Origin of the sequence: Streptomyces sp. NPDC048383 (assembly GCF_040651775.1) — a bacterium.
GTDB lineage: Bacteria > Actinomycetota > Actinomycetes > Streptomycetales > Streptomycetaceae > Streptomyces.
In genome coordinates this window covers 109,488-132,832 of the sequence record NZ_JBEZKS010000013.1, presented here as the reverse complement: position 1 = coordinate 132,832, position 23,345 = coordinate 109,488, and the positions used below count along the sequence as shown (strand labels likewise).

Annotated in this window: 19 protein-coding genes; 9 read left to right on the top strand and 10 right to left on the bottom strand. The window is 70.8% G+C overall.

From position 1 onward, the window contains the following. Positions 1-95: 95 nt before the first annotated feature. Positions 96-2,108 carry a hypothetical protein gene (locus AB0D46_RS12350; RefSeq protein ID WP_362877248.1) on the bottom strand — a complete coding sequence of 671 codons (2,013 nt, stop codon included), beginning with the start codon at positions 2,106-2,108 and terminating at the stop codon, positions 96-98. 376 nt (positions 2,109-2,484) lie between these two features. On the opposite strand from AB0D46_RS12350, the gene AB0D46_RS12345 reads away from it, so the two are divergent. From AB0D46_RS12345 to AB0D46_RS12320, 6 genes are all read left to right on the top strand, one after another. Further along, positions 2,485-4,014, top strand: a complete 1,530-nt coding sequence (locus AB0D46_RS12345) for a leucyl aminopeptidase (protein WP_362877247.1) — start codon at positions 2,485-2,487, stop codon at positions 4,012-4,014. Positions 4,015-4,324: 310 nt separating this feature from the next. Further along, entirely contained in the window at positions 4,325-5,713 is a 1,389-nt protein-coding gene (gene lpdA, locus AB0D46_RS12340) for a dihydrolipoyl dehydrogenase (RefSeq protein ID WP_362877246.1), read from the top strand. A gap of 54 nt (positions 5,714-5,767) precedes the next feature. Then, entirely contained in the window at positions 5,768-7,558 is a 1,791-nt protein-coding gene (gene sucB / locus AB0D46_RS12335; protein ID WP_362877245.1) for a 2-oxoglutarate dehydrogenase, E2 component, dihydrolipoamide succinyltransferase, read from the top strand. Positions 7,559-7,740: 182 nt separating this feature from the next. Beyond that, entirely contained in the window at positions 7,741-8,364 is a 624-nt protein-coding gene (locus tag AB0D46_RS12330) for a GntR family transcriptional regulator (RefSeq protein WP_356883254.1), read from the top strand. 315 nt (positions 8,365-8,679) lie between these two features. Next, a complete protein-coding gene (gene aceE / locus AB0D46_RS12325) occupies positions 8,680-11,364 on the top strand; it encodes a pyruvate dehydrogenase (acetyl-transferring), homodimeric type (RefSeq protein ID WP_362877244.1) in 2,685 nt (894 codons plus the stop codon). 168 nt (positions 11,365-11,532) lie between these two features. Next, positions 11,533-12,051, top strand: a complete 519-nt coding sequence (locus AB0D46_RS12320; RefSeq protein WP_362877243.1) for a DUF4240 domain-containing protein — start codon at positions 11,533-11,535, stop codon at positions 12,049-12,051. Positions 12,052-12,111: 60 nt separating this feature from the next. On the opposite strand, the gene AB0D46_RS12315 is transcribed toward AB0D46_RS12320, so the two are convergent. After that, a complete protein-coding gene (locus tag AB0D46_RS12315; RefSeq protein WP_362877242.1) occupies positions 12,112-12,882 on the bottom strand; it encodes an SDR family oxidoreductase in 771 nt (256 codons plus the stop codon). Positions 12,883-12,968: 86 nt separating this feature from the next. Between AB0D46_RS12315 and AB0D46_RS12310 the strand changes: the two genes are divergently transcribed. Next, the gene (locus AB0D46_RS12310) at positions 12,969-13,640 is read left to right on the top strand and encodes a TetR family transcriptional regulator (protein WP_362877241.1); all 672 of its coding nucleotides are present in this window, start codon (positions 12,969-12,971) and stop codon (positions 13,638-13,640) included. Positions 13,641-13,767: 127 nt separating this feature from the next. Here AB0D46_RS12310 and AB0D46_RS12305 read toward each other — a convergent pair whose 3' ends face one another. Together AB0D46_RS12305 and glnA are read right to left on the bottom strand one after the other, a co-directional pair. Then, the gene (locus tag AB0D46_RS12305; RefSeq protein ID WP_362877240.1) at positions 13,768-14,163 is read right to left on the bottom strand and encodes a hypothetical protein; all 396 of its coding nucleotides are present in this window, start codon (positions 14,161-14,163) and stop codon (positions 13,768-13,770) included. Between the two features lie 162 nt (positions 14,164-14,325). Continuing rightward, positions 14,326-15,735: a type I glutamate--ammonia ligase gene (gene glnA, locus AB0D46_RS12300; RefSeq protein WP_326591219.1), complete on the bottom strand. Its 1,410-nt coding sequence runs from the start codon at positions 15,733-15,735 to the stop codon at positions 14,326-14,328. Between the two features lie 185 nt (positions 15,736-15,920). Between glnA and AB0D46_RS12295 the strand changes: the two genes are divergently transcribed. Beyond that, complete coding sequence (locus AB0D46_RS12295) at positions 15,921-16,388, top strand: RDD family protein (RefSeq protein ID WP_362877239.1); 468 nt, start codon at positions 15,921-15,923, stop codon at positions 16,386-16,388. A 166-nt stretch (positions 16,389-16,554) separates the two neighbouring features. Here AB0D46_RS12295 and AB0D46_RS12290 read toward each other — a convergent pair whose 3' ends face one another. From AB0D46_RS12290 to AB0D46_RS12270, 5 genes are all read right to left on the bottom strand, one after another. Next, positions 16,555-17,253: a DUF4191 domain-containing protein gene (locus AB0D46_RS12290; RefSeq protein WP_362877238.1), complete on the bottom strand. Its 699-nt coding sequence runs from the start codon at positions 17,251-17,253 to the stop codon at positions 16,555-16,557. A 10-nt stretch (positions 17,254-17,263) separates the two neighbouring features. Further along, positions 17,264-17,461, bottom strand: a complete 198-nt coding sequence (locus tag AB0D46_RS12285; RefSeq protein WP_362877237.1) for a hypothetical protein — start codon at positions 17,459-17,461, stop codon at positions 17,264-17,266. A gap of 318 nt (positions 17,462-17,779) precedes the next feature. Then, on the bottom strand, positions 17,780-18,733 hold the full coding sequence (lipA, locus tag AB0D46_RS12280; RefSeq protein WP_362877236.1) for a lipoyl synthase: 954 nt from the start codon (positions 18,731-18,733) through the stop codon (positions 17,780-17,782). 110 nt (positions 18,734-18,843) lie between these two features. Further along, positions 18,844-19,641 carry a lipoyl(octanoyl) transferase LipB gene (gene lipB / locus AB0D46_RS12275; protein ID WP_362877235.1) on the bottom strand — a complete coding sequence of 266 codons (798 nt, stop codon included), beginning with the start codon at positions 19,639-19,641 and terminating at the stop codon, positions 18,844-18,846. A gap of 171 nt (positions 19,642-19,812) precedes the next feature. Continuing rightward, entirely contained in the window at positions 19,813-20,049 is a 237-nt protein-coding gene (locus AB0D46_RS12270) for a hypothetical protein (protein WP_362877272.1), read from the bottom strand. Positions 20,050-20,282: 233 nt separating this feature from the next. Between AB0D46_RS12270 and AB0D46_RS12265 the strand changes: the two genes are divergently transcribed. Next, entirely contained in the window at positions 20,283-21,722 is a 1,440-nt protein-coding gene (locus AB0D46_RS12265) for a regulator (protein ID WP_362877234.1), read from the top strand. Between the two features lie 138 nt (positions 21,723-21,860). Here AB0D46_RS12265 and AB0D46_RS12260 read toward each other — a convergent pair whose 3' ends face one another. Then, positions 21,861-23,147, bottom strand: a complete 1,287-nt coding sequence (locus tag AB0D46_RS12260; RefSeq protein ID WP_362877233.1) for an NAD(P)/FAD-dependent oxidoreductase — start codon at positions 23,145-23,147, stop codon at positions 21,861-21,863. Between the last annotated feature and the right edge of the window lie 198 nt (positions 23,148-23,345).

Here is a 23,345-nt window from a genome sequence, read left to right as displayed (position 1 = left end):
ACGCTAAAGGGGCCGGCGCCCGTGGGATTCGCGGTGCGCCGGCGCTAGGTTGAACTGTTGGTGGCTTGCTCGGGCCGGACGGTACGGCCCGTAGGTCAGAGGAGCCTGAGCGTGACCGCCGACTGGAGCAGCTCGGGAGCCGTCCAGGTCGAACGGGTGCCGGCGTACGCGGTGCCGAAGTCCGCGGTGCCGAGCAGCAGCTGCTTCTTCGTGCCGTTGGGCGCGGTCACCGGGGCGACGACGCCGGAGGGCGCCTTGACGGTGACGTCCTTGCCGATGCGGTACGCGGTGACCTTGTTCTCGGCCAGGGCCTTGTCCCAGGCCGCGCGCCGACCGAGCTCGACGCCGGTGTCCTTCATGCTCTGGTTCACGAGGGGGGCGCTGGGCGCGTACAGCGCCCGGTAGGTGTCCAGGACCCGGTTGACCACGGGGTACAGGGTCCGGTCCTCGGCCAGGTTGGACTGGTGGACGTAGTGCGGCCGCGGGTCGTTGGCGAGCACGTGCCGCATCGCGATGCGGGCCTCCTGCGGGACGATGTGGTCCAGGAAGCCGGTGGTGACGTCCAGCGGGGCCGGCAGGCAGGTCGAGGTGCCCGGGTTGTCCTCGCAGGCACCGCTGCCGCCGTCGGCCCGGCTGGTGTAGATCCAGTTGTACTCGTCGGCCATCTCCGCGTTGGTGCCCGTGTTGTAGTACACGTTCATCGGGTGCCGCGGGACCGTCAGGGCGGCGCCGACCGCCCGCTGCGCCGGTTCGCGGGAGTTGTCGCTGCCGGCCCACTTCACGCCGTTGTCCGCGAGCGCGCCGGCCAGGTTGGGATTGTCCTGGGGCTGCTGCGGGGCGGTCTTGAGACCGGAGTGCTCGCCGGTGACGAGTTCGGTGCGGTCGGTCGTGATGCCCTTGGAGGCCGCCCAGTTGTTGTTGTCGCGGATCTGCGCGGAGATCTCCGCCCGGCTCATCCAGTTGATGGCGCCCTGGGCGTTCTTCGTGCAGGTCCACGGGACGGTGGTGACGTCCTGCACGCAGCCGAGGAACGGGTGCGAGTAGGTGTGGTTCATCCAGCGGTACTTGGCCCGGTCCGCGACCAGTTGCGCCGTCATCGCGTCGACGCCGCCGTTCTCCGCCTTCCACTCCTCGCCGGCGCCCGCGTTGAAGAGCATGTCCAGCTTGAAGTTCTTGGACGTCTGCCACTGCGCCGCGTACTGCGCGTCGGCGGCGGTCATCCGGATCGTGCTCTCCTGGCCCTCGCCACCCGCGCAGGCGTAGTCGCCGGGCGTGCAGTTGAGGTCCTGGTTCCAGCGGGCGTCGGGCGCGAACACGTCGTCGACGTGGACGGCGAAGTACTGGCGGCTCTGCCCGAGGTGGACCCCCTGCGTCAGCCATTCGACGATGCCCCGGGCCAACAGCCGGTACTGCTGCTGGTGCTGGTTGTAGCCGAAGGTGACGACCAGCTCGCTGCGCCCGTCGTGGGTGTACTCACCGACGAGCGAGGCCCGGCCGGTGCCGCCGGGGACGGGGGCGTCGAGCAGGCTGGTGTAACCGGCCCTCGGCTTGCCCATGAACCCGTAGCTCTCCAGGATGAGCGACGAGTTGTCCTCGAACTCGACCTGCCCGCCGAGGTACCCGAAGGGCCCCGCCTTGCCCGCCGCGGTGACCGCGGCCTGCGTGCCGTCGAGCTGGCCGCCGTAGCCGCCGTTGTCGGTGTACTCCAGGCCCACACCCGGGTGGGCCCAGGTGTAGGCGTCGACCTGACGGATCCCGTACGTCGTCTCGTACGAGGCGAGCGCGGCCGCTTCGGTCGAACCCGTCCCGAACGGGTTCTCGTTCGGGAGCACGACCCCCTGGTACTTGGCCCGCGGCCGCCCGTCCACGGTGTCGCTGAGGAACGCGGCGTTGATGACCGGCCGGCTCGCGCTGCCCAGGTCGACCCGGGTGTACGGCACTCCGGTGTCGCGGAGTTCCGCGGTGATCGCCTCGACCGAGCTGCCGCCGTCGTCGACGACCAGCACCTTCAGGTCGACGCGCGGTGTCACGGCCGCCTCGGCGGTCGCGGCGGGTACTGCCACGGACATCAGGGCCGCTGCCGCCATCGCTGCGGCAACCCTGTTCATCCGGTTCTTGTTGACCATTTCGGCCTTTCCCCCCGCAGGCGTCCCTCGGCTCGGCCCTGTGGGGTTGGCCGGGCCCGGAAGGCTCTGTGGAAAATCATGCAAAGGAACCCCGCGTCCCCTTGCGAGAGTGGGCCGAGTCTCTCGGACCTCGTCAGGTCTAAAGGGCAAACCTGGAACAGAGGCCACAGATGGGTGAACCTGACGCCGTCCTGATCGAACAACTTGCCAAACCTTCGAGTGACGTACGGACGAGTGGCTGCGCGTAGGCTCATTTCCGGCGGCCGTCGGGCCCGGAATACGATCGCTGCGGAGCGGCCGGCGACCCCGACGCGACCACAGCGCCCACATACACAAACGGAAGCGAGACTTCACCACCGTGACTGCTCTGACTCTCAGCACTGCCGGCGCGTCGACGCTGCGCGCCGACGCCCTCGTGGTCGGCGTGGCGAAGGGCCCCAAGGGCCCCGTCGTGGCCGCCGGCGCCGAGGCCGTGGACAAGGCGTTCGACGGAAAGCTCGCCGCCGTGCTCGACGCGCTCGGTGCCTCCGGCGCCGAAGGCGAGACCACCAAGCTGCCCGCCCCGGCCGGCCTGAAGGTCCCGGTCGTGCTGGCGGTCGGCCTGGGCCCCGTGCCCGAGCAGGACGAGTCCTTCGACGAGGAGGCCCTGCGCCGCGCCGCCGGCGCCGCCGCCCGCGCGCTGCACGGGGCCAAGAAGGCCGCCTTCGCCCTGCCCCTGGACGACGCCTCCGCCGTCACCGCCGTCGCCGAGGGCGCGCTGCTGGGCGCGTACGCCTTCACCGTCTACCAGGGCGGCGAGAAGAAGGGCGCCAAGAACTCCGGCCCCAAGCAGCCCCTCACCGAGGTGACGCTGCTGGGCGCCAAGCCCCGCGACAAGGAGCACAAGGCCGCGGCCGAGCGTGCCTCCGTCGTGGCGACCGAGGTCAACATCGCCCGTGACCTGATCAACACCCCGCCGAACGACCTCACCCCCGAGGCCTTCGCCGCCGTCGCGTCCGCGACCGCGAAGGAGAACGGCATCAAGGTCCAGGTCCTGGACGAGAAGGCCCTCGTCAAGGGCGGCTACGGCGGCATCATGGGCGTCGGCAAGGGCTCCGAGAACCCGCCGCGCCTGGTCAAGCTGTCCTACACCCACCCCAAGGCGGAGAAGACCCTCGCCTACGTCGGCAAGGGCATCACCTACGACTCGGGCGGTATCTCCCTGAAGCCGGCCGGCCACAACGAGACGATGAAGTGCGACATGGCCGGCGCCGCCGCCGTGTTCGCCGCCGTCGTCGCGGCCGCGAAGCTGGGCCTCCAGGTCAACGTGACCGGCTGGCTCGCCCTGGCCGAGAACATGCCGTCGGGCTCCGCCACCAAGCCCGGCGACGTGCTGCGCATGTACAGCGGCAAGACCGTCGAGGTCCTCAACACGGACGCCGAGGGCCGGCTGGTCCTGGGCGACGCGCTGACCAGGGCCTCCGAGGAGAACCCGGACGCGATCGTCGACGTCGCCACCCTGACCGGCGCCATGGTGCTGGCCCTGGGCGACCGCACCTTCGGCATCATGGCCAACGACGACGCCTTCCGCACCTCGATCCACGAGATCGCCGAGGAGGTCGGCGAGGCCTCCTGGCCGATGCCGCTCCCCGAGGACCTGCGCAAGACCATGGACTCCCCCACCGCCGACATCGCGAACATGGGCGTCCGGATGGGCGGCGGCCTGGTCGCCGGCCTCTTCCTCCAGGAGTTCGTCGGCGAGGGCATCACCTGGGCCCACCTCGACATCGCGGGCCCCGCCTTCCACGAGGGCGCCCCGTACGGCTACACCCCCAAGGGCGGCACCGGCTCCGCCGTGCGCACCCTGGTGCGGCTGGCCGAGCGCACCGCCACCGGGGACCTGGGCTGACGTCCGATCCCCGGGACCCGTTCCACCAGGTGCAGCGCGCCCCGGGACCCCGCCGAGGGGCCCGGGGCGCGTTCGCTCTGGAAGAAACGTCGAGGATCAGTAGGTTTCTACGCATGGGTAACCGTTACTTCGGGCGGAACGACGGTCCACCGCGGGGGCCCGGCGTCCCGCGTTCCCCCGACAAATGCGAAGATGGGTTCTCGGCAGGACAGGGCCCCCACCACAGGGCCGAAGAAACAAGCGGCCGAATACCAGCCGCCGCCCGGTCACTGAGGACCGGTGCCCGGCGCACATGCATGGAGGACGTGACGTGGCGAACGACGCCAGCACCGTTTTCGACCTGGTGATCCTCGGCGGTGGCAGTGGCGGTTACGCCGCGGCGCTCCGCGCATCCCAGCTGGGTCTCGACGTTGCGCTGATCGAGAAGAACAAGCTCGGCGGCACCTGCCTGCACAACGGCTGCATCCCCACGAAGGCTCTGCTGCACGCCGGTGAGATCGCGGACCAGGCGCGCGAAGCCGGACAGTTCGGTGTCAAGGCCTCTTTCGAGGGCATCGACATCGCCGGAGTGCACAAGTACAAGGACGATGTCATCTCCGGCCTGTACAAGGGCCTGCAGGGGCTGGTCGCCTCCCGCAAGGTGACCTACATCGAGGGTGAGGGTCGCCTCTCCTCCCCGACTTCCGTCGACGTCAACGGGCAGCGGATCCAGGGCCGCCACGTGCTCCTGGCGACCGGCTCCGTGCCGAAGTCCCTGCCGGGTCTCGACATCGACGGCAACCGCGTCATCTCCTCGGACCACGCGCTGGTCCTGGACCGCGTGCCCGAGTCCGCGATCATCCTGGGCGGCGGCGTCATCGGCGTCGAGTTCGCCTCGGCGTGGAAGTCCTTCGGCACCGACGTCACCGTCATCGAGGGCCTCAAGCACCTCGTCCCGGTCGAGGACGAGAACAGCTCGAAGATCCTTGAGCGTGCCTTCCGCAAGCGCGGCATCAAGTTCAACCTCGGCACCTTCTTCGAGAAGGCCGAGTACACCGAGTCGGGCGTCCGCGTGACGCTCGCCGACGGCAAGACCTTCGAGGCCGAGGTGCTGCTGGTCGCCATCGGTCGCGGTCCGGTCTCGCAGGGCCTGGGCTACGAGGAGCAGGGCGTCGCGATGGACCGCGGCTACGTCCTGGTCGACGAGTACATGCAGACCAACGTGCCGACCATCTCCGCCGTCGGTGACCTCGTCCCGACCCTCCAGCTCGCGCACGTCGGTTTCGCCGAGGGCATCCTCGTCGCGGAGCGTCTGGCCGGCCTCAAGGCCGTGCCGATCGACTACGACGGTGTCCCGCGCGTGACGTACTGCCACCCCGAGGTCGCGTCCGTCGGCATCACCGAGGCCAAGGCCAAGGAGATCTACGGTGCGGACAAGGTCGTGGCCCTGAAGTACAACCTGGCGGGCAACGGCAAGAGCAAGATCCTTAAGACCGCGGGTGAGATCAAGCTCGTCCAGGTCAAGGACGGTGCCGTGGTCGGCGTCCACATGGTCGGTGACCGCATGGGCGAGCAGGTCGGCGAAGCTCAGCTGATCTACAACTGGGAAGCCCTGCCGGCCGAGGTCGCGCAGCTCATCCACGCCCACCCGACCCAGAACGAAGCGCTCGGCGAGGCCCACCTGGCCCTGGCCGGCAAGCCGCTTCACGCACACGACTGATCGTTCGCGGGCGCGACGACCACTTCCGCACTTTCGTTAGGAGCAACTGAAACCATGTCGGTTTCCGTAACCCTTCCGGCGCTCGGTGAGAGCGTCACCGAGGGCACTGTCACCCGCTGGCTGAAGGCCGAGGGCGAGCGCGTCGAGGCCGACGAGCCGTTGCTCGAGGTCTCGACCGACAAGGTCGACACCGAGATCCCGTCGCCCGTCTCCGGCATCCTGGCCTCCATCAAGGTCGCCGAGGACGAGACCGTCGAGGTCGGCGCCGAGCTGGCCGTCATCGACGACGGGTCCGGCGACGCGGCTCCGGCCGCCACCGAGGCACCGGCTGCCGAGGCTCCCGCCGCCGAGGCCCCCGCCGCTGAGGCGCCGGCCGCCGAGGCCCCTGCGGCTCCGGCCGCCGAGGCTCCGGCCGCCGAGGCCCCCGCGGCTCCGGCCGCGTCCGGCACCGATGTCGTCCTGCCCGCGCTGGGCGAGTCCGTCACCGAGGGCACCGTCACCCGGTGGCTCAAGGAGGTCGGCGAGTCCGTCGAGGCCGACGAGCCGCTGCTCGAGGTCTCCACGGACAAGGTCGACACCGAGATCCCCGCCCCCGTCTCCGGCACCCTGCTGGAGATCCTGGTGGCCGAGGACGAGACCGCCGAGGTCGGCGCCCGTCTGGCCGTCATCGGCGCCGCCGGTGCCGCTCCGGCGGCCGCCCCGGCACCCGCCGCCCCGGCTCCGGCCGCCGCTCCGGCTCCGGCCGCCCCGGCTGCTCCGGCTCCGGCTGCTCCGGCTCCGGCTCCCGCCGCCCCGGCTCCGGTTGCCGCTCCGGCCGCCGCCGCCCCGGTCGCGGCTCCGGCCGCCGCTCCGGCGCCCGTGGCCGCCGCGGCCCCGGCCGCTCCCGCCGCCCCGGCTCCGGCCGGCGACGAGGGCGCGTACGTGACCCCGCTGGTGCGCAAGCTCGCCTCGGAGTCCGGCGTCGACCTGTCCACGGTTTCGGGCACCGGTGTCGGTGGCCGCATCCGCAAGCAGGACGTCATCGCCGCCGCCGAGGCCGCGAAGGCCGCTGCCGCCGCTCCGGCTGCTGCGACTGCCGGGGGCGCTGCTCCCGCCGCCAAGGCTCCGGCCGCCGCGGTGTCCGAGCTGCGCGGTCAGACCGTCAAGATGACCCGCATGCGCAAGGTCATCGGCGACAACATGATGAAGGCCCTGCACTCGCAGGCGCAGCTCAGCTCCGTGGTCGAGGTGGACATCACCAAGATCATGAAGCTGCGCGAGAAGGCCAAGGCCGGCTTCCTGTCCCGCGAGGGCGTCAAGCTGTCCCCGATGCCGTTCTTCGTCAAGGCCGCGGCCCAGGCGCTGAAGGCCCACGCGGTCGTCAACGCCCGGATCAACGAGGACGAGGGCACCATCACCTACTTCGACTCGGAGAACATCGGCATCGCCGTTGACTCCGAGAAGGGCCTGATGACCCCGGTCATCAAGGGTGCCGGTGACCTCAACCTGGCGGGCATCTCCAAGGCGACCGCCGATCTGGCCGGCAAGGTCCGCGGCAACAAGATCACGCCGGACGAGCTGTCGGGCGCGACCTTCACCATCAGCAACACCGGCTCGCGCGGCGCGCTGTTCGACACGGTGATCGTGCCCCCGAACCAGGTCGCCATCCTGGGCATCGGTGCCACGGTCAAGCGCCCGGTGGTCATCGAGACCGCCGAGGGCACCAACATCGGCATCCGCGACATGACGTACCTGACCCTGTCCTACGACCACCGTCTGGTGGACGGCGCGGACGCGGCCCGGTACCTCTCGGCCGTCAAGGCGATCCTTGAGGCCGGCGAGTTCGAGGTCGAGCTCGGCCTCTGAGGTCCCCGGACCCGAAACGCCGTTTACGAGGCCCCCGCCCGGATTCGTCCGGGCGGGGGCTTCGGCGTTGTAACGAGCCTCACGATGCGTCACTCGCACGGAACGCATCGCAGCAGGCCACGCCGCCGTATTGTCTACGGCATCAGGCCCCGCGTGCCCCCACAGGAGATGAAGAGCCGATGATCACCCCACCCGTCGTGCACTCGCTGCGCGAGCAGATCCGCGAGCACATCGTGGAGGGGATCGTCAGCGGCCGCTGGAAGCCCGGCGAGCGGATCGTGGAGCGCCGCATCGCCGTCGAGCTGGAGGTCAGCCAGACGCCGGTGCGCGAGGCCCTGCGCGAGCTGGAGACGCTCCGGCTCATCGAGTCGGCCCCGAACAAGGGCGTGCGCGTACGGAACCTGTCCGCGGCCGACCTGGAGGAGATCTACCCCGTACGGGCCGGGCTGGAGCAGATCGCCGCCGAATTGGCGGCGCCCCGGCTGGCGGCCGACTGCACGGCCCTGGAGCCGCACGTGGCGGCCCTGTGGGAGGCCGACCGCACCGAGGACGGCACCGCGCAGGTGCGGCACACCGTGGGCTTCCACCGGGAAATGGTGCGGGCCGCCGGGAACAGCGTGCTGCTCCACACCTGGGAGTCGTTGGGCATCGAGGTGTTCACGGCCCTGTCCATCAGGTGGCTGGGGACGGTCCAGAAGTCCTATGCCGAGGAGCACGAGGCCCTCGTGGCGGCTTTTCGGTCCCAGGATCCGGACATCGGATTGCTCGTGAAGCGGCACGTTCTGGGCTGCGCCCCGCGCGCCTGAACACCTCTCGCCGGACCGGCCCGGGCCCTTCCCGGGCCTTCGGCAAAACGGCCTTTGACCTGCGGTTTCGAGTGAATCTCCAGGAGCCTTCCGGCGCCCTGTCGTGCACTCCAGCCACGGGCACGCCGTGCCTCGATCGCTGGCACCGGGTGCCGACTTTCGCCGGAGTGACATTTATTTGTCACTTTTATTTGATCGATCATCGATCAGCGCTTTACAGTCAACGCGGACCCCACCGGGTCCAACGACCCTGTCCTGCCCGTCAGGGTTCTTTTCACCACCACCTCTCCTTTGTCCGGAAGGCGGCGCACACCGATGTCCGACCCCGTAGGAAAGCTTCCGAGCGAGCTCGACCAGCTCCCGGACCGCGACACCGAGGAGACCGCCGAATGGGCGGCCTCACTCGACGCCGTCGCCAAGGCCGCCGGTACGCGCCGCGCCGAATACCTGCTCCGCCGTACGCTCCAGCACGCCGAGGCCGCCGGCCTCGCCCTGCCGAAGCTGTTGGAGACGGACTACGTCAACACCATCCCCACCTCCGCGGAGCCCGAGTTCCCCGGTGACCTGGAGATGGAAGCCAGGATCACCGCGTGGAACCGCTGGAACGCGGCGGCCATGGTGACCCGCGGCTCCAAGTACGGCGTCGGCGGCCACATCGCCACCTTCGCCTCCGCCGCGTGGCTGTACGAGACCGGCTTCCAGCACTTCTTCCGCGGGAAGGAGGCCGACGGATCGGGCGACCAGCTCTACATCCAGGGCCACGCCTCCCCCGGCATCTACGCCCGCGCCTTCCTCGACGGACGCGTGTCCGAGCAGCAGCTCGACAACTTCCGGCAGGAGTCCGGCGGCAACGGCCTGCCGTCCTACCCGCACCCCCGGCGCCTGCCGTGGCTGTGGGAGTTCCCCACGGTCTCCATGGGCCTCGGCCCGCTGTCGGCGATCTACCAGGCGCGCTTCAACCGCTACCTGCAGAACCGCAGCATCAAGGACACCGCCAACTCGCACGTCTGGGCCTTCCTGGGCGACGGCGAGATGGACGAGCCCGAGTCGACCGCCGCCCTGGCCCTGGCCTCCCGCGAGCAGCTCGACAACCTGACCTTCGTCATCAACTGCAACCTGCAGCGCCTCGACGGTCCGGTCCGTGCGAACTTCCGCGTCGTCCAGGAGCTGGAAGCCCAGTTCCGCGGCGCCGGCTGGAACGTCATCAAGTCGCTGTGGGGCTCCGCCTGGGACGAGCTGTTCCAGCTCGACACCACGGGCGCCCTGGTGCGCCGCCTGCGCGAGGTGCCCGACGCGCAGTTCCAGACGTACGCGACCCGCGACGTGGCCTACATCCGCCAGCACTTCTTCGGCGCCAACGCCGAGCTCGTACAGCTGGCCGGCGTGCTGTCCGACGCGAAGATCGCGGAGTGCTTCCACAGCTCCCGCGGCGGCCACGAGCCCCGCAAGGTCTACGCCGCGTACAAGGCCGCCCTGGAGCACAAGGGCGCGCCGACGGTCATCCTCGCGCAGACCGTCAAGGGCTACACGCTGGGTGCCGGGTTCGAGTCGAAGAACGCGAACCACCAGATGAAGAAGCTGACGATCGACGAGTTCAAGGACATGCGCGACCTCCTTGGCCTCCCGATCCAGGACAGCGCCTTCGCCGACGGTGTCGTGCCCTACGGCCACCCGGGCGCGAACAGCCCCGAGGTCCAGTACCTGAACGAGCGCCGCTCCGCGCTCGGCGGTCCGGCCCCGGCCCGCAACGTCAAGCACGTCGCCCTGCCGGCTCCGGCCGACCGGTCCTTCGCCCCGCTGCTCAAGGGCTCCGGCAAGCAGGAGATGGCCACCACCATGGCCTTCGTCCGGCTCGTCAAGGACCTGATGCGGGACAAGGAGACCGGCAAGCGTTGGGTGCCGATCGTCCCCGACGAGGCCCGTACCTTCGGTATGGAGTCCCTGTTCCCGTCGGCCGGCATCTACTCGCCGCTGGGCCAGACGTACGAGCCGGTCGACCGTGACCAGCTCATGTACTACAAGGAAGCCAAGGACGGCCAGATCCTCAACGAGGGGATCACCGAGGCCGGCGCCATGGCCGACTTCATCGCCGCCTGCACGTCGTACGCGACGCACGGCGAGCCGATGATCCCCTTCTACATCTTCTACTCGATGTTCGGCTGGCAGCGCACCGCCGACCAGATGTGGCAGCTCGCCGACCAGCTCGGCAAGGGCTTCATCGTCGGCGCCACCGCCGGTCGCACCACGCTGACCGGTGAGGGCCTCCAGCACGCGGACGGCCACTCGCACCTGATCGCGTCCACGAACCCGGCGTCGCTGAACTACGACCCGGCCTTCGCGTACGAGATCGCGGTGATCGTCAAGGACGGTCTGCGCCGGATGTACGGCGAGAAGCCGGAAGACGTCTTCTACTACCTGACGGTCTACAACGAGCCGAAGGTGCAGCCCGCGATGCCCGAGGGCGTCGAGGAAGGCATCCTCAAGGGTCTGTACCGCTTCAACACGGCGGCCGACCTGGCGGAGGCGGCCCCGGCCGCCGACGCGCCGAAGGTCCAGCTGATGGCCTCGGGTACGGCGATCCACTGGGTGCTGGAGGCGCAGAAGCTCCTCGCCGCCGAGTGGAACGTGGCCGCCGACGTCTGGTCCGCCACCTCCTGGGGCGAGCTGCGCCGCGAGGCGCTGGAGTGCGACGAGGCGCTGCTGCGCGGCGAGCTGCGCACGCCGTACGTGACCCGCGCGCTGGAGGGCGTCACGAGCCCGGTGCTCGCCGTCTCCGACTGGATGCGTCAGGTCCCGGACCAGATCAGCCAGTGGGTGGAGCAGGACTGGACCTCGCTGGGTACGGACGGCTTCGGTCTGTCCGACACCCGTGAGGGTGCCCGCCGCCATTTCGGTGTTGACGCGCAGTCGATCGTGGTGGCCGCGCTGGCCCAGCTCGCCCGCCGCGGCGAGGTCCCGGCGTCCTCCGTCAAGGAGGCCCGGGAGCGCTACGGCCTGTAGGCCGCGACGCACCGCACGACCCGCCCGCGAGGCGGCCCGCCCAGGAGGGGACGGGCCGCCTCGCGGCGTTTTCGGGGCGCCCCACTGGGCCGGCCGGGGGGCGGGCACCGGCCTTTGGCCGTATGAGCGGTGGCGGCGCGGGGGTGGACCCGTGATGCTGGAGCGGTGATGGACGAGACGGAGTTCTGGGAGATCGTCGACCGTACCCGCGAGGCCGCCGAGGGCGACCCCGAGGAACACGCCGAGCTGCTCGTCGAGCGGCTGGCGATGCTCGACCCGGACTCCGTGCTGGACTTCGCGCGGCACTTCGAGTCGCGCTACAACCGCGCGTACACGTGGGACCTGTGGGGCGCGGCCTGGGTGTTGTTGGACGGGGCGAGCGACGACGCCTTCGACTACTTCCGGTGTTGGCTGATCGGCCAGGGCCGGGAGGTCTTCGAGGGCGGGGTGCACGACCCGGACCACCTGGCGGAGCTGCTGGGCGAGTTCGACGAGGAGATCGACGGGGACGGCGAGGAACTCGGGTACGCGGCCGACGAGGCGTACGAGCAGCTGACCGGCGCGGTGGCCCCGGATCTCGGGGTGCCGCTCCAACCTGCCGAGCCGGAGGGCACCGCGCTGGACTTCGAGGACGAAGCCGTGCTCGCGGAGCGCTTCCCCCGGCTCTGGGACCGGTTCCGGGGCTGATCCCGCGGCCGGTCCCCCGGCCCGGGCGCCGGGGTGCTCGCGACCGGGCCGGCGGAGTGCCTAGTAGTGCGTGCCGCCGTCGATGCGGATCTCGGTGCCGGTGATGAACGAGCCGTCCTCGGAGCCCAACATGGCGACGACCCCGGCCACCGTCTGCGGGCCGGCGAAGCCCTGGCCGAGGGCCGGGGCGAGCTTGGTGAACAGGCTCCAGTCGGTGTCCTCGGGCAGGCCGGGGCCGTTCCCGGTGGTCATGCCGCTCTCGATCGAGCCCGGTGCGACGGAGACGAAGCGCAGGCCCTGCTTGCTGTACTCGGCGGCCAGGGCGTGGGTCATGGACTGGATGCCGCCCTTGCTGGCCGCGTAGGCGGACATGTAGGGGTGGGCGAAGGACGCCGAGGTCGAGCTGAAGTTCACGACGACCGGCTGCTCGCCCGCGAGGAGCGCGGGGAGCGACTCGCGGATCATCAGGAAGGTGCCGGTCAGGTTGACCGCGATGACCTCGTTCCAGAAGTCGAGGGTGGTCTGATGGGTGTGCGCGGAGCGCAGGATGCCCGCCGCGTTGACCAGCACGTCGAGCCCGGTGAGGGCGTCGACGGCGTCGGCGACGCCCGCCTTGACGGCGGCCTCGTCGGATATGTCCAGTACGGCGGTGCTGAGCCGGCCGGCGTGGCCGTCGGCAGCGGCCCGGTCGGCCGTGATCGTGAGCCCGGCTTCGTTGACGTCCACGGCGTGTACGCGGCCACCTTCGGCGAGGATGCGGTGGACGGTGGCCTGGCCGATGCCCGACCCGCCGCCGGTGATGAGGACGCGACGTGCTTCGTAACGGTTCATAGGGCCCAGCGTAGCCACTGACTGGCACGTTTTGCCAGACTGTCAATACATGTAATCGCTCTCGTGTCGGACGGTAGGCTTCGGCTGTGAGATCTCCTCGTCCGTACTCCCCCCAGAGCGGTCCCGGGACCCAGTCGCTGACCGAGCGCCGCAAAGCCGCCACCCAGCTCGACATCGCCCGCGCGGCCTGCGAACTGTTCGCCGAACACGGCCCCGACGGCACCACCGCCGAAGACATCGCCCACCGCGCGGGTGTCGCGCTGCGCACGTTCTACCGCTATTTCCGCAACAAGCAGGAAGCCGTGGCCCCGCTGCTCGCGGGCGGCGGCGACGCGTGGCGCGCCCTGCTCGCGGAGGAGGACCCGGGGACCCCGCTGGAGGAAGCCCTGGCGCGGGCGATAACCCGATCCCTCAGCGACTCCCAGGCCGTCGAGGAGGGGCTGGAGGTGACCCGCGGGCTGCTGCGCGCCGCCGCGGGCGACGAGGCCCTGCGCGCGGTCTGGTACCGGGTGAACCAGGATTCCGAGGAGCGCCTGGTCCCGGTGATCGCCCGACTCGTCGGGCCGGGGGCCGAGCCCCTGCCCGTACGCCTGCTGGCGGCGGCCGCCACCGACGCGATCCGCGTCTCGCTGGAGCTGTGGTCGGCCACCGACGCCCCCGTGTCGGGACCCGGCTCCCCCGCCGAACTGGCGGTCCGCTGCCTGCACGACCTGACCGGCGCGATGCCGCTGCTGCGGGGGCCGGTGGACGAGCGCTAGCGGGCTCCGGCGACCCGCCGGGGCGGGCGGGGCGGAGCCGTCACCCGAGGACCCGCCGGAACGCGGGAGGCCTCCGGAGGCCCGATGGCCACCCGGAGGCCCGTCGCACGTCGTGCAGTGGTCGGCGCTAGTCGTTGTGGCGGTACCCGCCGCCCCAGCCGTCGTTCCAGCCGCCGTGGTGATCGCCGTCGTCGTAGTAGTAGCCGCGATCTCCGTCCCCGCCCCCGCCGTAGTAGTGGGGGTTCCAGTTGCCGCGCCAGTTCGCGTCGTAGTGGTTCGAGTTGTGGTAGCGGTCGTTGTCGCGCCAGTCCGGCTCGTACCAACCGCCCACGCCCTGCCCGCAGTACCGGCTGTCCCAGTTGCGGTCGCAGCAGTCGTCGTAACGCGAGTCGCACCAGCCTCCGCCGCCGCCTCCACCTCCCCCACCCCCGGTGACCGCGGCCGAGGCACTGCCGACGGGCAGGAGGCCCATGGTGAGCCCCGCGGCTCCTGCGACGACTGTGGCGATGATCCTGCGGCGCATCTTCATGCACCTCCGAACGTGTCTCGCTCATCCGACTTTCAGGCCATTTCAACCCTCACCCGCCCCGACCGACCTGTCAAAACAGAAAGGCCCCCCGCCGCGCTCCGTGGAGTGCGGCGGGGGGCCTCCCATCAGGCAGGACCGCTGTTTCGAGGCTACGACCTAGAGGTCGAAGTACAGCTCGAACTCGTGCGGGTGCGGACGCTGCGCGATCGGGGCGATCTCGTGCGTGCGCTTGTAGTCGATCCAGGTCTCGATGAGGTCGGGGGTGAAGACACCGCCGGCCAGGAGGTACTCGTGGTCGGCCTCCAGGGCCTTGAGGACGTCCTCGAGGCTGGTCGGGACCTGCGGGACGCTCGCGTGCTCGTCGGGCGAGAGCTCGTAGAGGTCCTTGTCGATCGGCTCCATCGGCTCGATCTTGTTCTTGACGCCGTCGAGGCCCGCGAGCAGCAGCGCCGCGAAGGCGAGGTACGGGTTGGACGACGGGTCCGGGGCACGGAACTCGACGCGCTTGGCCTTGGGGTTCGAGCCCGTGATCGGGATGCGCATCGCGGCGGAACGGTTGCGCTGCGAGTACACCATGTTGACCGGCGCCTCGAAGCCCGGGACCAGGCGGTGGTAGGAGTTCACCGTCGGGTTCGTGAAGGCCAGCAGCGACGGGGCGTGCTTGAGGATGCCGCCGATGTAGTAGCGGGCGGTGTCCGACAGGCCCGCGTAGCCGGCCTCGTCGTAGAACAGCGGGTCGCCGTTCGCCCACAGCGACTGGTGCACGTGCATGCCCGAGCCGTTGTCACCGAAGATCGGCTTCGGCATGAAGGTCGCGGTCTTGCCGTTGCGCCAGGCGACGTTCTTCACGATGTACTTGAAGAGCATCAGGTCGTCGGCCGCGGCGAGCAGCGTGTTGAACTTGTAGTTGATCTCGGCCTGGCCACCGGTGCCGACCTCGTGGTGCTGACGCTCGACCTGGAGACCCTGGGCGTCCAGTTCGAGGGAGATCTCGGCGCGCAGGTCGGCGAAGTGGTCGACCGGGGCTACGGGGAAGTAACCACCCTTGTAGCGGACCTTGTAACCACGGTTGTTCTCCTCGGAACCGGTGTTCCAGGCGCCGGCCTCGGAGTCGATGTGGTAGAAGCTCTCGTTCGCGGTGGTCGCGAAGCGCACGCTGTCGAACACGTAGAACTCGGCCTCGGGGCCGAAGTACGCGGTGTCGGCAATGCCGGTGGAGGCGAGGTACGCCTCGGCCTTCTTCGCGATGTTGCGCGGGTCACGGCTGTAGGCCTCGCCCGTGATCGGGTCGTGGATGAAGAAGTTGATGTTGAGCGTCTTGTCCTTGCGGAACGGGTCCAGACGCGCGGTGCTGATGTCGGCACGCAGCGCCATGTCGGACTCGTGGATCGCCTGGAAGCCGCGGATCGAGGAGCCGTCGAAGGCCAGCTCCTCGTTCGGGTCGAACGCCCGCCCCGGGATGGTGAAGTGCTGCATCACACCAGGCAGGTCGCAGAAGCGGACGTCGACGAACTTGACGTCGTTCTCCTCGATGTACTGCTTCACTTCGTCGGCGTTCTGGAACATCCAACTCCTCCTACTCCCGGCCCCGGGGCAGGGGCGGGTTTTATAGCTCGTGGTGCGTCAGTGCGGTGCCGCACGCTGACCCGACCATAAGCAGACGGGATTTCCCAAGCATGACCCATTTGTTTCGCACAAGTTAACCAGGGTCCCGTCGGAGGTCGATGGAGCACCACCGGTACCGTGGTCGAGTGGACAACAGGCAAGCAATCGGATCCTGGCTTTCCGGCCCCCGCGCGGCCGCCGAGGACATGGGCGTGGACTTCGGGTATCCCGGTCAGCAGCTCGGTCTGCCCCGGTCGGGGCCCGGCTCCGTGGCCCGCTTCGGCCGTCGGATCGGCGCGGTCGCCATCGACTGGGTCGGCTGCCAGCTCATCGCGTACGGGCTGATCACGGGCGGCGACCTGGCCGCCACGGGCAACTGGACGCTGGGGCTCTTCGTCGCCCTGACCATCCTGACCGTGGGCACCGTGGGCTTCACCCCCGGCAAGCGGATGCTTGGCCTCCGGGTCATCGGGCAGGACGGCAACCGCCTCGGCATCGTCCGCGTGGTGATCCGTACGCTGCTGCTGGCCCTGGTCATCCCGGCGCTGGTCTGGGACCGGGACGGGCGCGGCCTGCACGACCGGCTGGCCGGCGCGGTCCAGGTCCGCATCTAGCCGGGCCGGCGGGCACGCGCGGTACGCATTACGACGCAGGGGCGCCCCCGGGCCGGATGGCTTCGGGGGCGCCCCTGCGTCGTAGCGTCGTACGTACTGCGCGCTTCGCGCGTCGGGCCTCGGGCGTCGGGCTCGTATACGGAAAGCGGATCGAGGCTCTAGGCCACTAGCGTCCGCGCGGCGGGCGAGCGGATCCGCCACGCCCCGGCATCGGACCCTTCGGCACCGGCATGTTGCTCATGAGGTCGCCCATGGCCCGGAGCTTGTCGTTGACCTGGGTGATCTGCGGGCCGGACAGGACGCGCGGCAGCTTCAGCAGCGTCGTACGGACCTTCTTGAGCGGCACCTCGCCCTCGCCGGTACCGACGATGAAGTCGTGCACCGGGACGTCGGGCATGATCCGGGCCAGCTTCTTCTTCTCGGCCGCGAGCAGGGTCTTCACCCGGTTCGGGTTGCCCTCGGCGATCAGGACCACGCCCGCCTTGCCGACGGCCCGGTGGACGATGTCCTGGTTCCGGTTCATCGCGACGGCCGGGGTGGTCGTCCAACCCCGTCCCACGTTGTCCAGCACGGCCGCGGCAGCGCCCGGCTGTCCCTCCATCTGCCCGAAGGCAGCGCGCTCGGCCCGTCGCCCGAAGATGATCGCCATCCCCAGGAACGCCACCAGGAAGCCCAGGATGCCCAGGTAGACCGGGTGACCGATCAGGAAGCCGATCGCAAGAAAGACACCGAAGGTGACGATTCCCACGCCCGCGACGATCAGACCGACCTTCGGGTCGGCCTTGCGCGTCATCTTGTACGTCAGGGCGATCTGCTTCAGTCGCCCGGGGTTCGCAGCAGTCTCTGCGTTTGACTTCCTCGCCATGAGGCGAAGTTTACGTGGCCCGCGGGGTCCGGGTCGCCGCGGCCTCGATTACGTGCTCGGTTTCGACCCGGTCCTTGGCCCTGCGACGGTCTTCCAGAACCGCCGTCCAGGCGTTGCGGCGGGCACCGCTCATGAGCATCGACTCGATGCCGCGGAAGGCCTCGGTCACGGACGGGATGGCGATGGCGCGTACGGGCGCGGCCTGCATGATGTCGGTCCCTCTCTCGGAGCTCGCATCGATGGGCGTGTGCGGTGCGTGGACCCAGCGTCACTGACTGGTGTTACCAGGGCATGACCGGCCGGTCAAACGTGATGAAATATTGACGCGGCCCCCAGGCTCTCCCGATAAGAGCCTAGGGGCCGCTTCGACACGGTGTTACCGCTTGGTAGACGTTTGTGAACGAATTCACATCCACCTGAGAACCTACGCTCCGGCTCGGCTGCGCTTCACGAAAGCCCGGTCGAGCTCCGCCTCGACACCGCTACGGCCGCGCGCCCGCCCTCGTACCTCGGACGAACCCACAACCTACGCTCCGGCTCGGCTGCGCTTCTCCATCGCCTGCGTGTAGAGGCGGCCCGCACGGTACGACGAGCGGACCAGGGGGCCCGACATCACGCCGGAGAAGCCGATGTCCTCGGCCTCCTTCGCCAGCTCCACGAACTCCGCAGGCTTCACCCAGCGCTCGACGGGGTGGTGCCTCGGCGAGGGCCGCAGGTACTGGGTGATGGTGATGAGCTCGCAGCCGGCCGCGTGCAGGTCGCGCAGTGCCTCGCTGACCTCCTCGCGCTCCTCGCCCATGCCGAGGATCAGGTTCGACTTGGTGATCAGGCCGTACTCGCGGGCCTTGGTGATCACGTCGAGGGAGCGCTCGTAGCGGAAGCCGGGGCGGATCCGCTTGAAGATGCGGGGCACCGTCTCGACGTTGTGCGCGAAGACCTCGGGGCGGGAGGCGAAGACCTCCTCCAGCAGCTCCGGCACCGCGTTGAAGTCCGGCGCGAGCAGCTCGACCTTGGTGTGACCGCTCTCGCGGTGCGCCGTCTGCTGGTGGATCTGGCGGACCGTCTCCGCGTACAGCCACGCGCCGCCGTCGGGCAGGTCGTCGCGGGCGACACCGGTGATGGTGGCGTAGTTCAGGTCCATGGTGACCACGGACTCGCCGACGCGGCGCGGCTCGTCCCGGTCCAGGGCCTCGGGCTTGCCCGTGTCGATCTGGCAGAAGTCACAGCGCCGGGTGCACTGGTCGCCACCGATGAGGAAGGTGGCCTCGCGGTCCTCCCAGCATTCGTAGATGTTCGGACAGCCGGCTTCCTGGCACACCGTGTGCAGTCCTTCGCCCTTCACGAGGGCCTGCATCTTGGTGTACTCGGGGCCCATCTTCGCCCGGGTCTTGATCCACTCGGGCTTGCGCTCGATGGGGGTCTGGGCGTTGCGGACTTCGAGGCGCAGCATCTTGCGTCCGTCGGGTGCGACTGCGGACACGACCGGCTCCCTGTGACTTCGATTCTTCGGCGCCCACCAGGGTACGCCCGTAATTTCATACGCTCTTACGTCGGCCAACCTGGGGGCCGCCGGACGCATTCCCGGGGGCGTCAGCCCACGGCCGGCTCGATCTCGCGGGGCCGCAGCTCGGCCTGCTCCAGGACGTCCTTCAGGTGTCGCTCCACGACGGGCAGCACGTCGGCGATGGTGATCTCGCGGCCCAGTTCGTACGAGAGCGAGGTCACACCGGCGTCCCGGATGCCACAGGGGATGATCCGGTCGAACCAGGTGCTGTCGGGGTTCACGTTGATCGCGAAGCCGTGCATCGTGACGCCCTTGGCGACGCGGATGCCGATCGCGGCGAGCTTGCGGTCCTCGCGGCGCTGGCCGGCGTTGGAGGGGGCGTACTCGGGGCCGTTCAGCCGGGCGTCGAACTCCTCGTCGTGCAGACGGGGGTCGAACTCCAGGGACAGCCCACCGATCTTCGGGCGCTCCTCGACGGGGTCGCCGAGCACCCACACCCCGGAGCGGCCCTCGATCCGGGTGGTCTCCAGGCCGAACTCGGCCGCGGTGCGGATCAAGGCGTCCTCCAGCCGACGGACGTGAGCCACCACGTCCACCGGACGGGGCAGCTTCATGATCGGGTAGCCGACCAGTTGGCCCGGCCCGTGCCAGGTGATCTTGCCACCACGGTCCACGTCGATGACGGGCGTCCCGTCCAAGGGGCGCTCGCTCGGATCGGTGCGCCGGCCGGCGGTGTACACCGGCTGGTGCTCCACCAGCAGGCAGGTGTCCTCGATCTCGTCCGCGAAGCGGGCGGCGTGGACGCGTCGCTGCTCGTCCCAGGCCTCGGTGTACTCGACCGATTCCGGCCCGAAGCCCAGATGGACAAACCGAAGCTCAGTCACCGCGGCGCCTCCTCGTTGAACCTGCTGTGCGCAGGTGAACCTGCTGTCTGCACGTACCGCACCCGGCCAAGGGTACGGCGACCCCCGCCGGCTCCTTCAGACCCCCGGTGCGCCGGGCCTCAGCCCCGAACCTCAGCGCCGGGCCTCAGCCCCGAACCTCAGCGCCGGGCCTCAGTGCCCCGGGCCGAGCAGGGTGCGGGCCTCCGGCGGCGGGCCCGGCGGTTGCGGGGTGCGTTTGCGGCCCTTGCGGGGCAGGTCCGGGTCCTCGTCGGCACGCGGCAGCCGGCGGTGGCCCTCGGAGTGGTCGTTGACCCAGCCGCACACCCCGCACGCGTACCGGCCGTCGAGCCCCGCGATGTAGGTGCCGCAGCGGCGGCACTCGGCCTCGGTGAGCTCGGGCGCGGGCAGCGGGGCCGTGGCTTCCGCGTACGCGTCGGAGTGGTGAGCCCCGTGGGGCCGGCGGGTCATGGACCGCAGCGTACGCGGAGGTCCGCTCCCGGTCCGTAAAGGGCCCTACCCATTCTGCACACGATCGGATGAATGTGGGGCAGAGAGGGCGGTGGGGGCGGAGTTCGCCGCTACATTCACGCCGTTCACAGGGCCGGGACTCCGGTCCGTCACGTCAGGAAACCGTGGAGCAGATGACGGAACGACCTGCCCAGCGCGTCCCCAACCGGCAGCTCGCGGCGCTGATCGCGGAAGCCGGGTTCTCCAACGCCGGGCTTGCCCGCCGCGTCGACCAGCTCGGCCTGGAGCACGGTCTGGACCTGCGCTACGACAAGACCTCCGTGACCCGGTGGCTGCGCGGCCAGCAGCCCCGCGGCACCACCCCGGCGCTGATCGCGGAGGTTTTCACCCGGCGCCTCGGGCGCCGGTTGTCGGCGCAGGACCTGGGCCTCGACGCGTGCGCGCCCGTCTACGCCGGGCTGGAGTTCGCGGCCACCCCCGAAGAGGCCGTGGACATCGCGAGCGGGCTGTGGCGCAAGGACTCCGGATCGCACGCCGAGCTGCGCAAGATCGCCTTCACCCCGGCCGGCCTCGTGGTGCCCAGCCGGGACTGGCTCATCGGCCGGGCCGACGAACGGGTCGGACGCGGCGCGGACATGGCCGCCTCCCGCGTCCCCGCGCAGGGTCGCGCCTCGGTGCCAAGGCAACGGCAGGTCGACCGCGGGCCCGGGCAGCGGGTCACCGGCGGGGACATCGCGGCCCTGCGCTCGGTGAGCGAGCTGTTCCGCACCCTCGACCACGCCTACGGCGGCGGCCACGCCCGCCAAGCCCTGGTGCGCTACCTGGAGCACGAGGCCGAACCCATGCTCCGCGGCACCTACGGCGAGACCACCGGGCGGCGGCTGTTCTCCGCCGCCGCCGACCTGACCCGGCTCGCGGGCTGGACCTCGTACGACATCGCCGCGCACGGCCTGGCCCAGCGGTACTTCGTCCAGGCGCTGCGCCTCGCGCAGGCCGCCGGGGACCGGCCGTACGGGTCCTACGTGCTGGTCACCATGAGCCGGCAGGCGGTCTACCTCGGGCACGGCCGCGAGGCCGTCCAGCTGGCCCGGGTCGCCCAGCAGGGCGTCGGCTCGGGGCCCCCGCCGGTGGTGCAGGCGCTGCTGCACGCCGCCGAGGCGCGGGGGCACGCGGTGCTCGGCGAGGTGCGCTCGGCGACGGCCTCCCTGGTCCGCGCCGAGCGGGCGCTGGGCGCGGGCCGGCCGGGGGACGACGTACCGCCGTGGGCCCGGTTCTTCGACGAGGCGCAGCTCGCCGACGAGTTCGGGCACTGCCACCGGGACCTCCAGCAGTACCGGGCCTGCGCCCAGCACGCGGAACGCTCCCTGCAACTGCGTTCGCCCGGCTACGCGCGGTCCCGGCTGTTCTGCCGGGTGGTGCTGGCCACGGCGCGGCTGGGGCTGGGCGAGCTGGACCAGGCGTGCGCGCTGGGCGCGGAGGCGGCACAGCAGGCGATGGAGATGCGGTCGGTGCGCGCGGTGGAGTACGTACGGGACTTCGAGCGGCGGCTGGAGCCGTACCGGGACGCGTCGGCGGTGCGGACGTACCGGGACCGGGTGGCGGCGCTGTCGTAGGGGGCGCGTTGCCCTGGCCCGGGTGGTCGGGGCGGGCCGTGACGGTCCGGAGCGGGGTCGGGGCGGTCCGGGGCGGGGTCGGGCGTGTGGAAGGCCCGGCCCCCGTGGCTTGGGGGACCGGGCCTTGGCCGGGGGCGGTCAGGCCACCGCCGGAAGGGCTGGTTCCGGGGCGGCCGGGAGCGGGATGCCGAAGTCGCGGAGCAGGGCCGTGGCCGCCCGCCGGGCGGAGTGCAGGGCGCCCTGGACGGTGTTCGAGTCGCGGTGGTCCCCGCACACGTAGAGCCCCGCCAGAACCCGTACCGGGCGTCGCAGGTCGTACGGCGGGGGCATCGCGGGCACGGCCTCCGGGGTGTGGTGCACGGCGAGGAGGTCCCAGTCCCGGGTCGAGGTGTCGTAGAGCCGGGCCAACCGGGAAGCCACCGTCCGAGCGGGGGGCGGAGGGCCGTGCACGGTGGTGGTGACCAGGCCGCGGCCGGTCGGCGCCCGGCTCGGGTCGACCGCGCTCATCACGGTGGTGTGCGCGAGCGGCCACTTCGGGTCGGCGTCCAGGAGCAGCGAACCGTCCCAGGGCAGCGGCGCGGGGGTCGCGTGGTGGATGACGGTCACCTCGTGGAAGCGCGGCACCCGCAATCCCGGCAGCAGCTCGGCCGCGGCCCGGGCGCCCGTCGCGAGGACCACGGAGCGGCAGCGGAAGTCGCCGTGCTCCTCGGTGGTGACCAGGCTGGTCGCCACCGACCGGACCCGGACCCCGGTGCGGACCGTGCCCGGTGGCAGGGACTCGGCGAGCAGCCGCGGCAGGACCGCGGCCCCGCCCTCGGGCACGGCGAGCCGGCCGCGGACGAAGGTGCGCAGCGCGAGGTCGGCGACGCGGCTGGAGGTGGTGAGGTCCGGGTCGCGCAACAGGGTGGAGAGCAGGGGCCGCAGGACCCCGTTCACGGTGCGCGGTGGCAGGCCGCGGGAGCGCAGCGCGGTGAGCGCCGAGCGTTCCGGGCGGGCCAGCACCCGTTCCTCGGGCAGCGCTGCGAGCCGGCCGAGGGCGGCGCTGAGCCGGGCCTGGTCCAGGGATCCGCCGGCCAGCGCGCGGGCCGGGGTGAGCGCCCCGGCCCGCTGCTGCTTGCCGTCGACCCCGTGCACCAGGACCCCGGGGGCGAAGGGCCGCAGTGTGAGGCCCTCCAGACCGGGGGTGCGGGCCGGTTCGGTGTACGAGGTGTTGAGGAGCTGCCCGATCCGGTCGAGGCGGAACCCGTCGGCCGATTCGGTGGCCATCCGGCCTCCGGGATCGTCGGCGGTCTCCAGGACGGTGACCGTGACCCCCGCCGCGATCAGGTGGTGTGCGGCCGCGAGTCCTGAGACTCCGGCTCCTACGATGACGACGTCCGCGAGCTGTGCGGTGTGGTGTGCGGCGTGGTGCGTGCTGCTGAGCACGTGCCCCTCCCCGAGGTCGGCGCGGCTGTGTGGGGACCTCCTTCCCCCAACGGACTCCAGGAGAACCCGAGTTCGGTGGGGTATTGCGCACAACTTCGGTCGCATGACGGTCGCATACGGGTCACGAACGGTCGCACATGGGCACGGGGGGCGCCTTTGGGGTGCCGGGGGTTGGGGGATGGGGGTCGGGGGACGGCG

Bases quoted from the DNA above. Each gene is read 5' to 3' on its own strand.
- AB0D46_RS12290 (WP_362877238.1), bottom strand. From the start codon at position 17,253: ATGGCGAGGAAGTCAAACGCAGAGACTGCTGCGAACCCCGGGCGACTG.
- glnA (WP_326591219.1), bottom strand. From the start codon at position 15,735: ATGTTCCAGAACGCCGACGAAGTGAAGCAGTACATCGAGGAGAACGAC.
- aceE (WP_362877244.1), top strand. From the start codon at position 8,680: ATGTCCGACCCCGTAGGAAAGCTTCCGAGCGAGCTCGACCAGCTCCCG.
- AB0D46_RS12320 (WP_362877243.1), top strand. From the start codon at position 11,533: ATGGACGAGACGGAGTTCTGGGAGATCGTCGACCGTACCCGCGAGGCC.
- AB0D46_RS12285 (WP_362877237.1), bottom strand. From the start codon at position 17,461: ATGCAGGCCGCGCCCGTACGCGCCATCGCCATCCCGTCCGTGACCGAG.
- AB0D46_RS12305 (WP_362877240.1), bottom strand. From the start codon at position 14,163: ATGCGCCGCAGGATCATCGCCACAGTCGTCGCAGGAGCCGCGGGGCTC.
- AB0D46_RS12265 (WP_362877234.1), top strand. From the start codon at position 20,283: ATGACGGAACGACCTGCCCAGCGCGTCCCCAACCGGCAGCTCGCGGCG.
- AB0D46_RS12315 (WP_362877242.1), bottom strand. From the start codon at position 12,882: ATGAACCGTTACGAAGCACGTCGCGTCCTCATCACCGGCGGCGGGTCG.
- AB0D46_RS12350 (WP_362877248.1), bottom strand. From the start codon at position 2,108: ATGAACAGGGTTGCCGCAGCGATGGCGGCAGCGGCCCTGATGTCCGTG.
- sucB (WP_362877245.1), top strand. From the start codon at position 5,768: ATGTCGGTTTCCGTAACCCTTCCGGCGCTCGGTGAGAGCGTCACCGAG.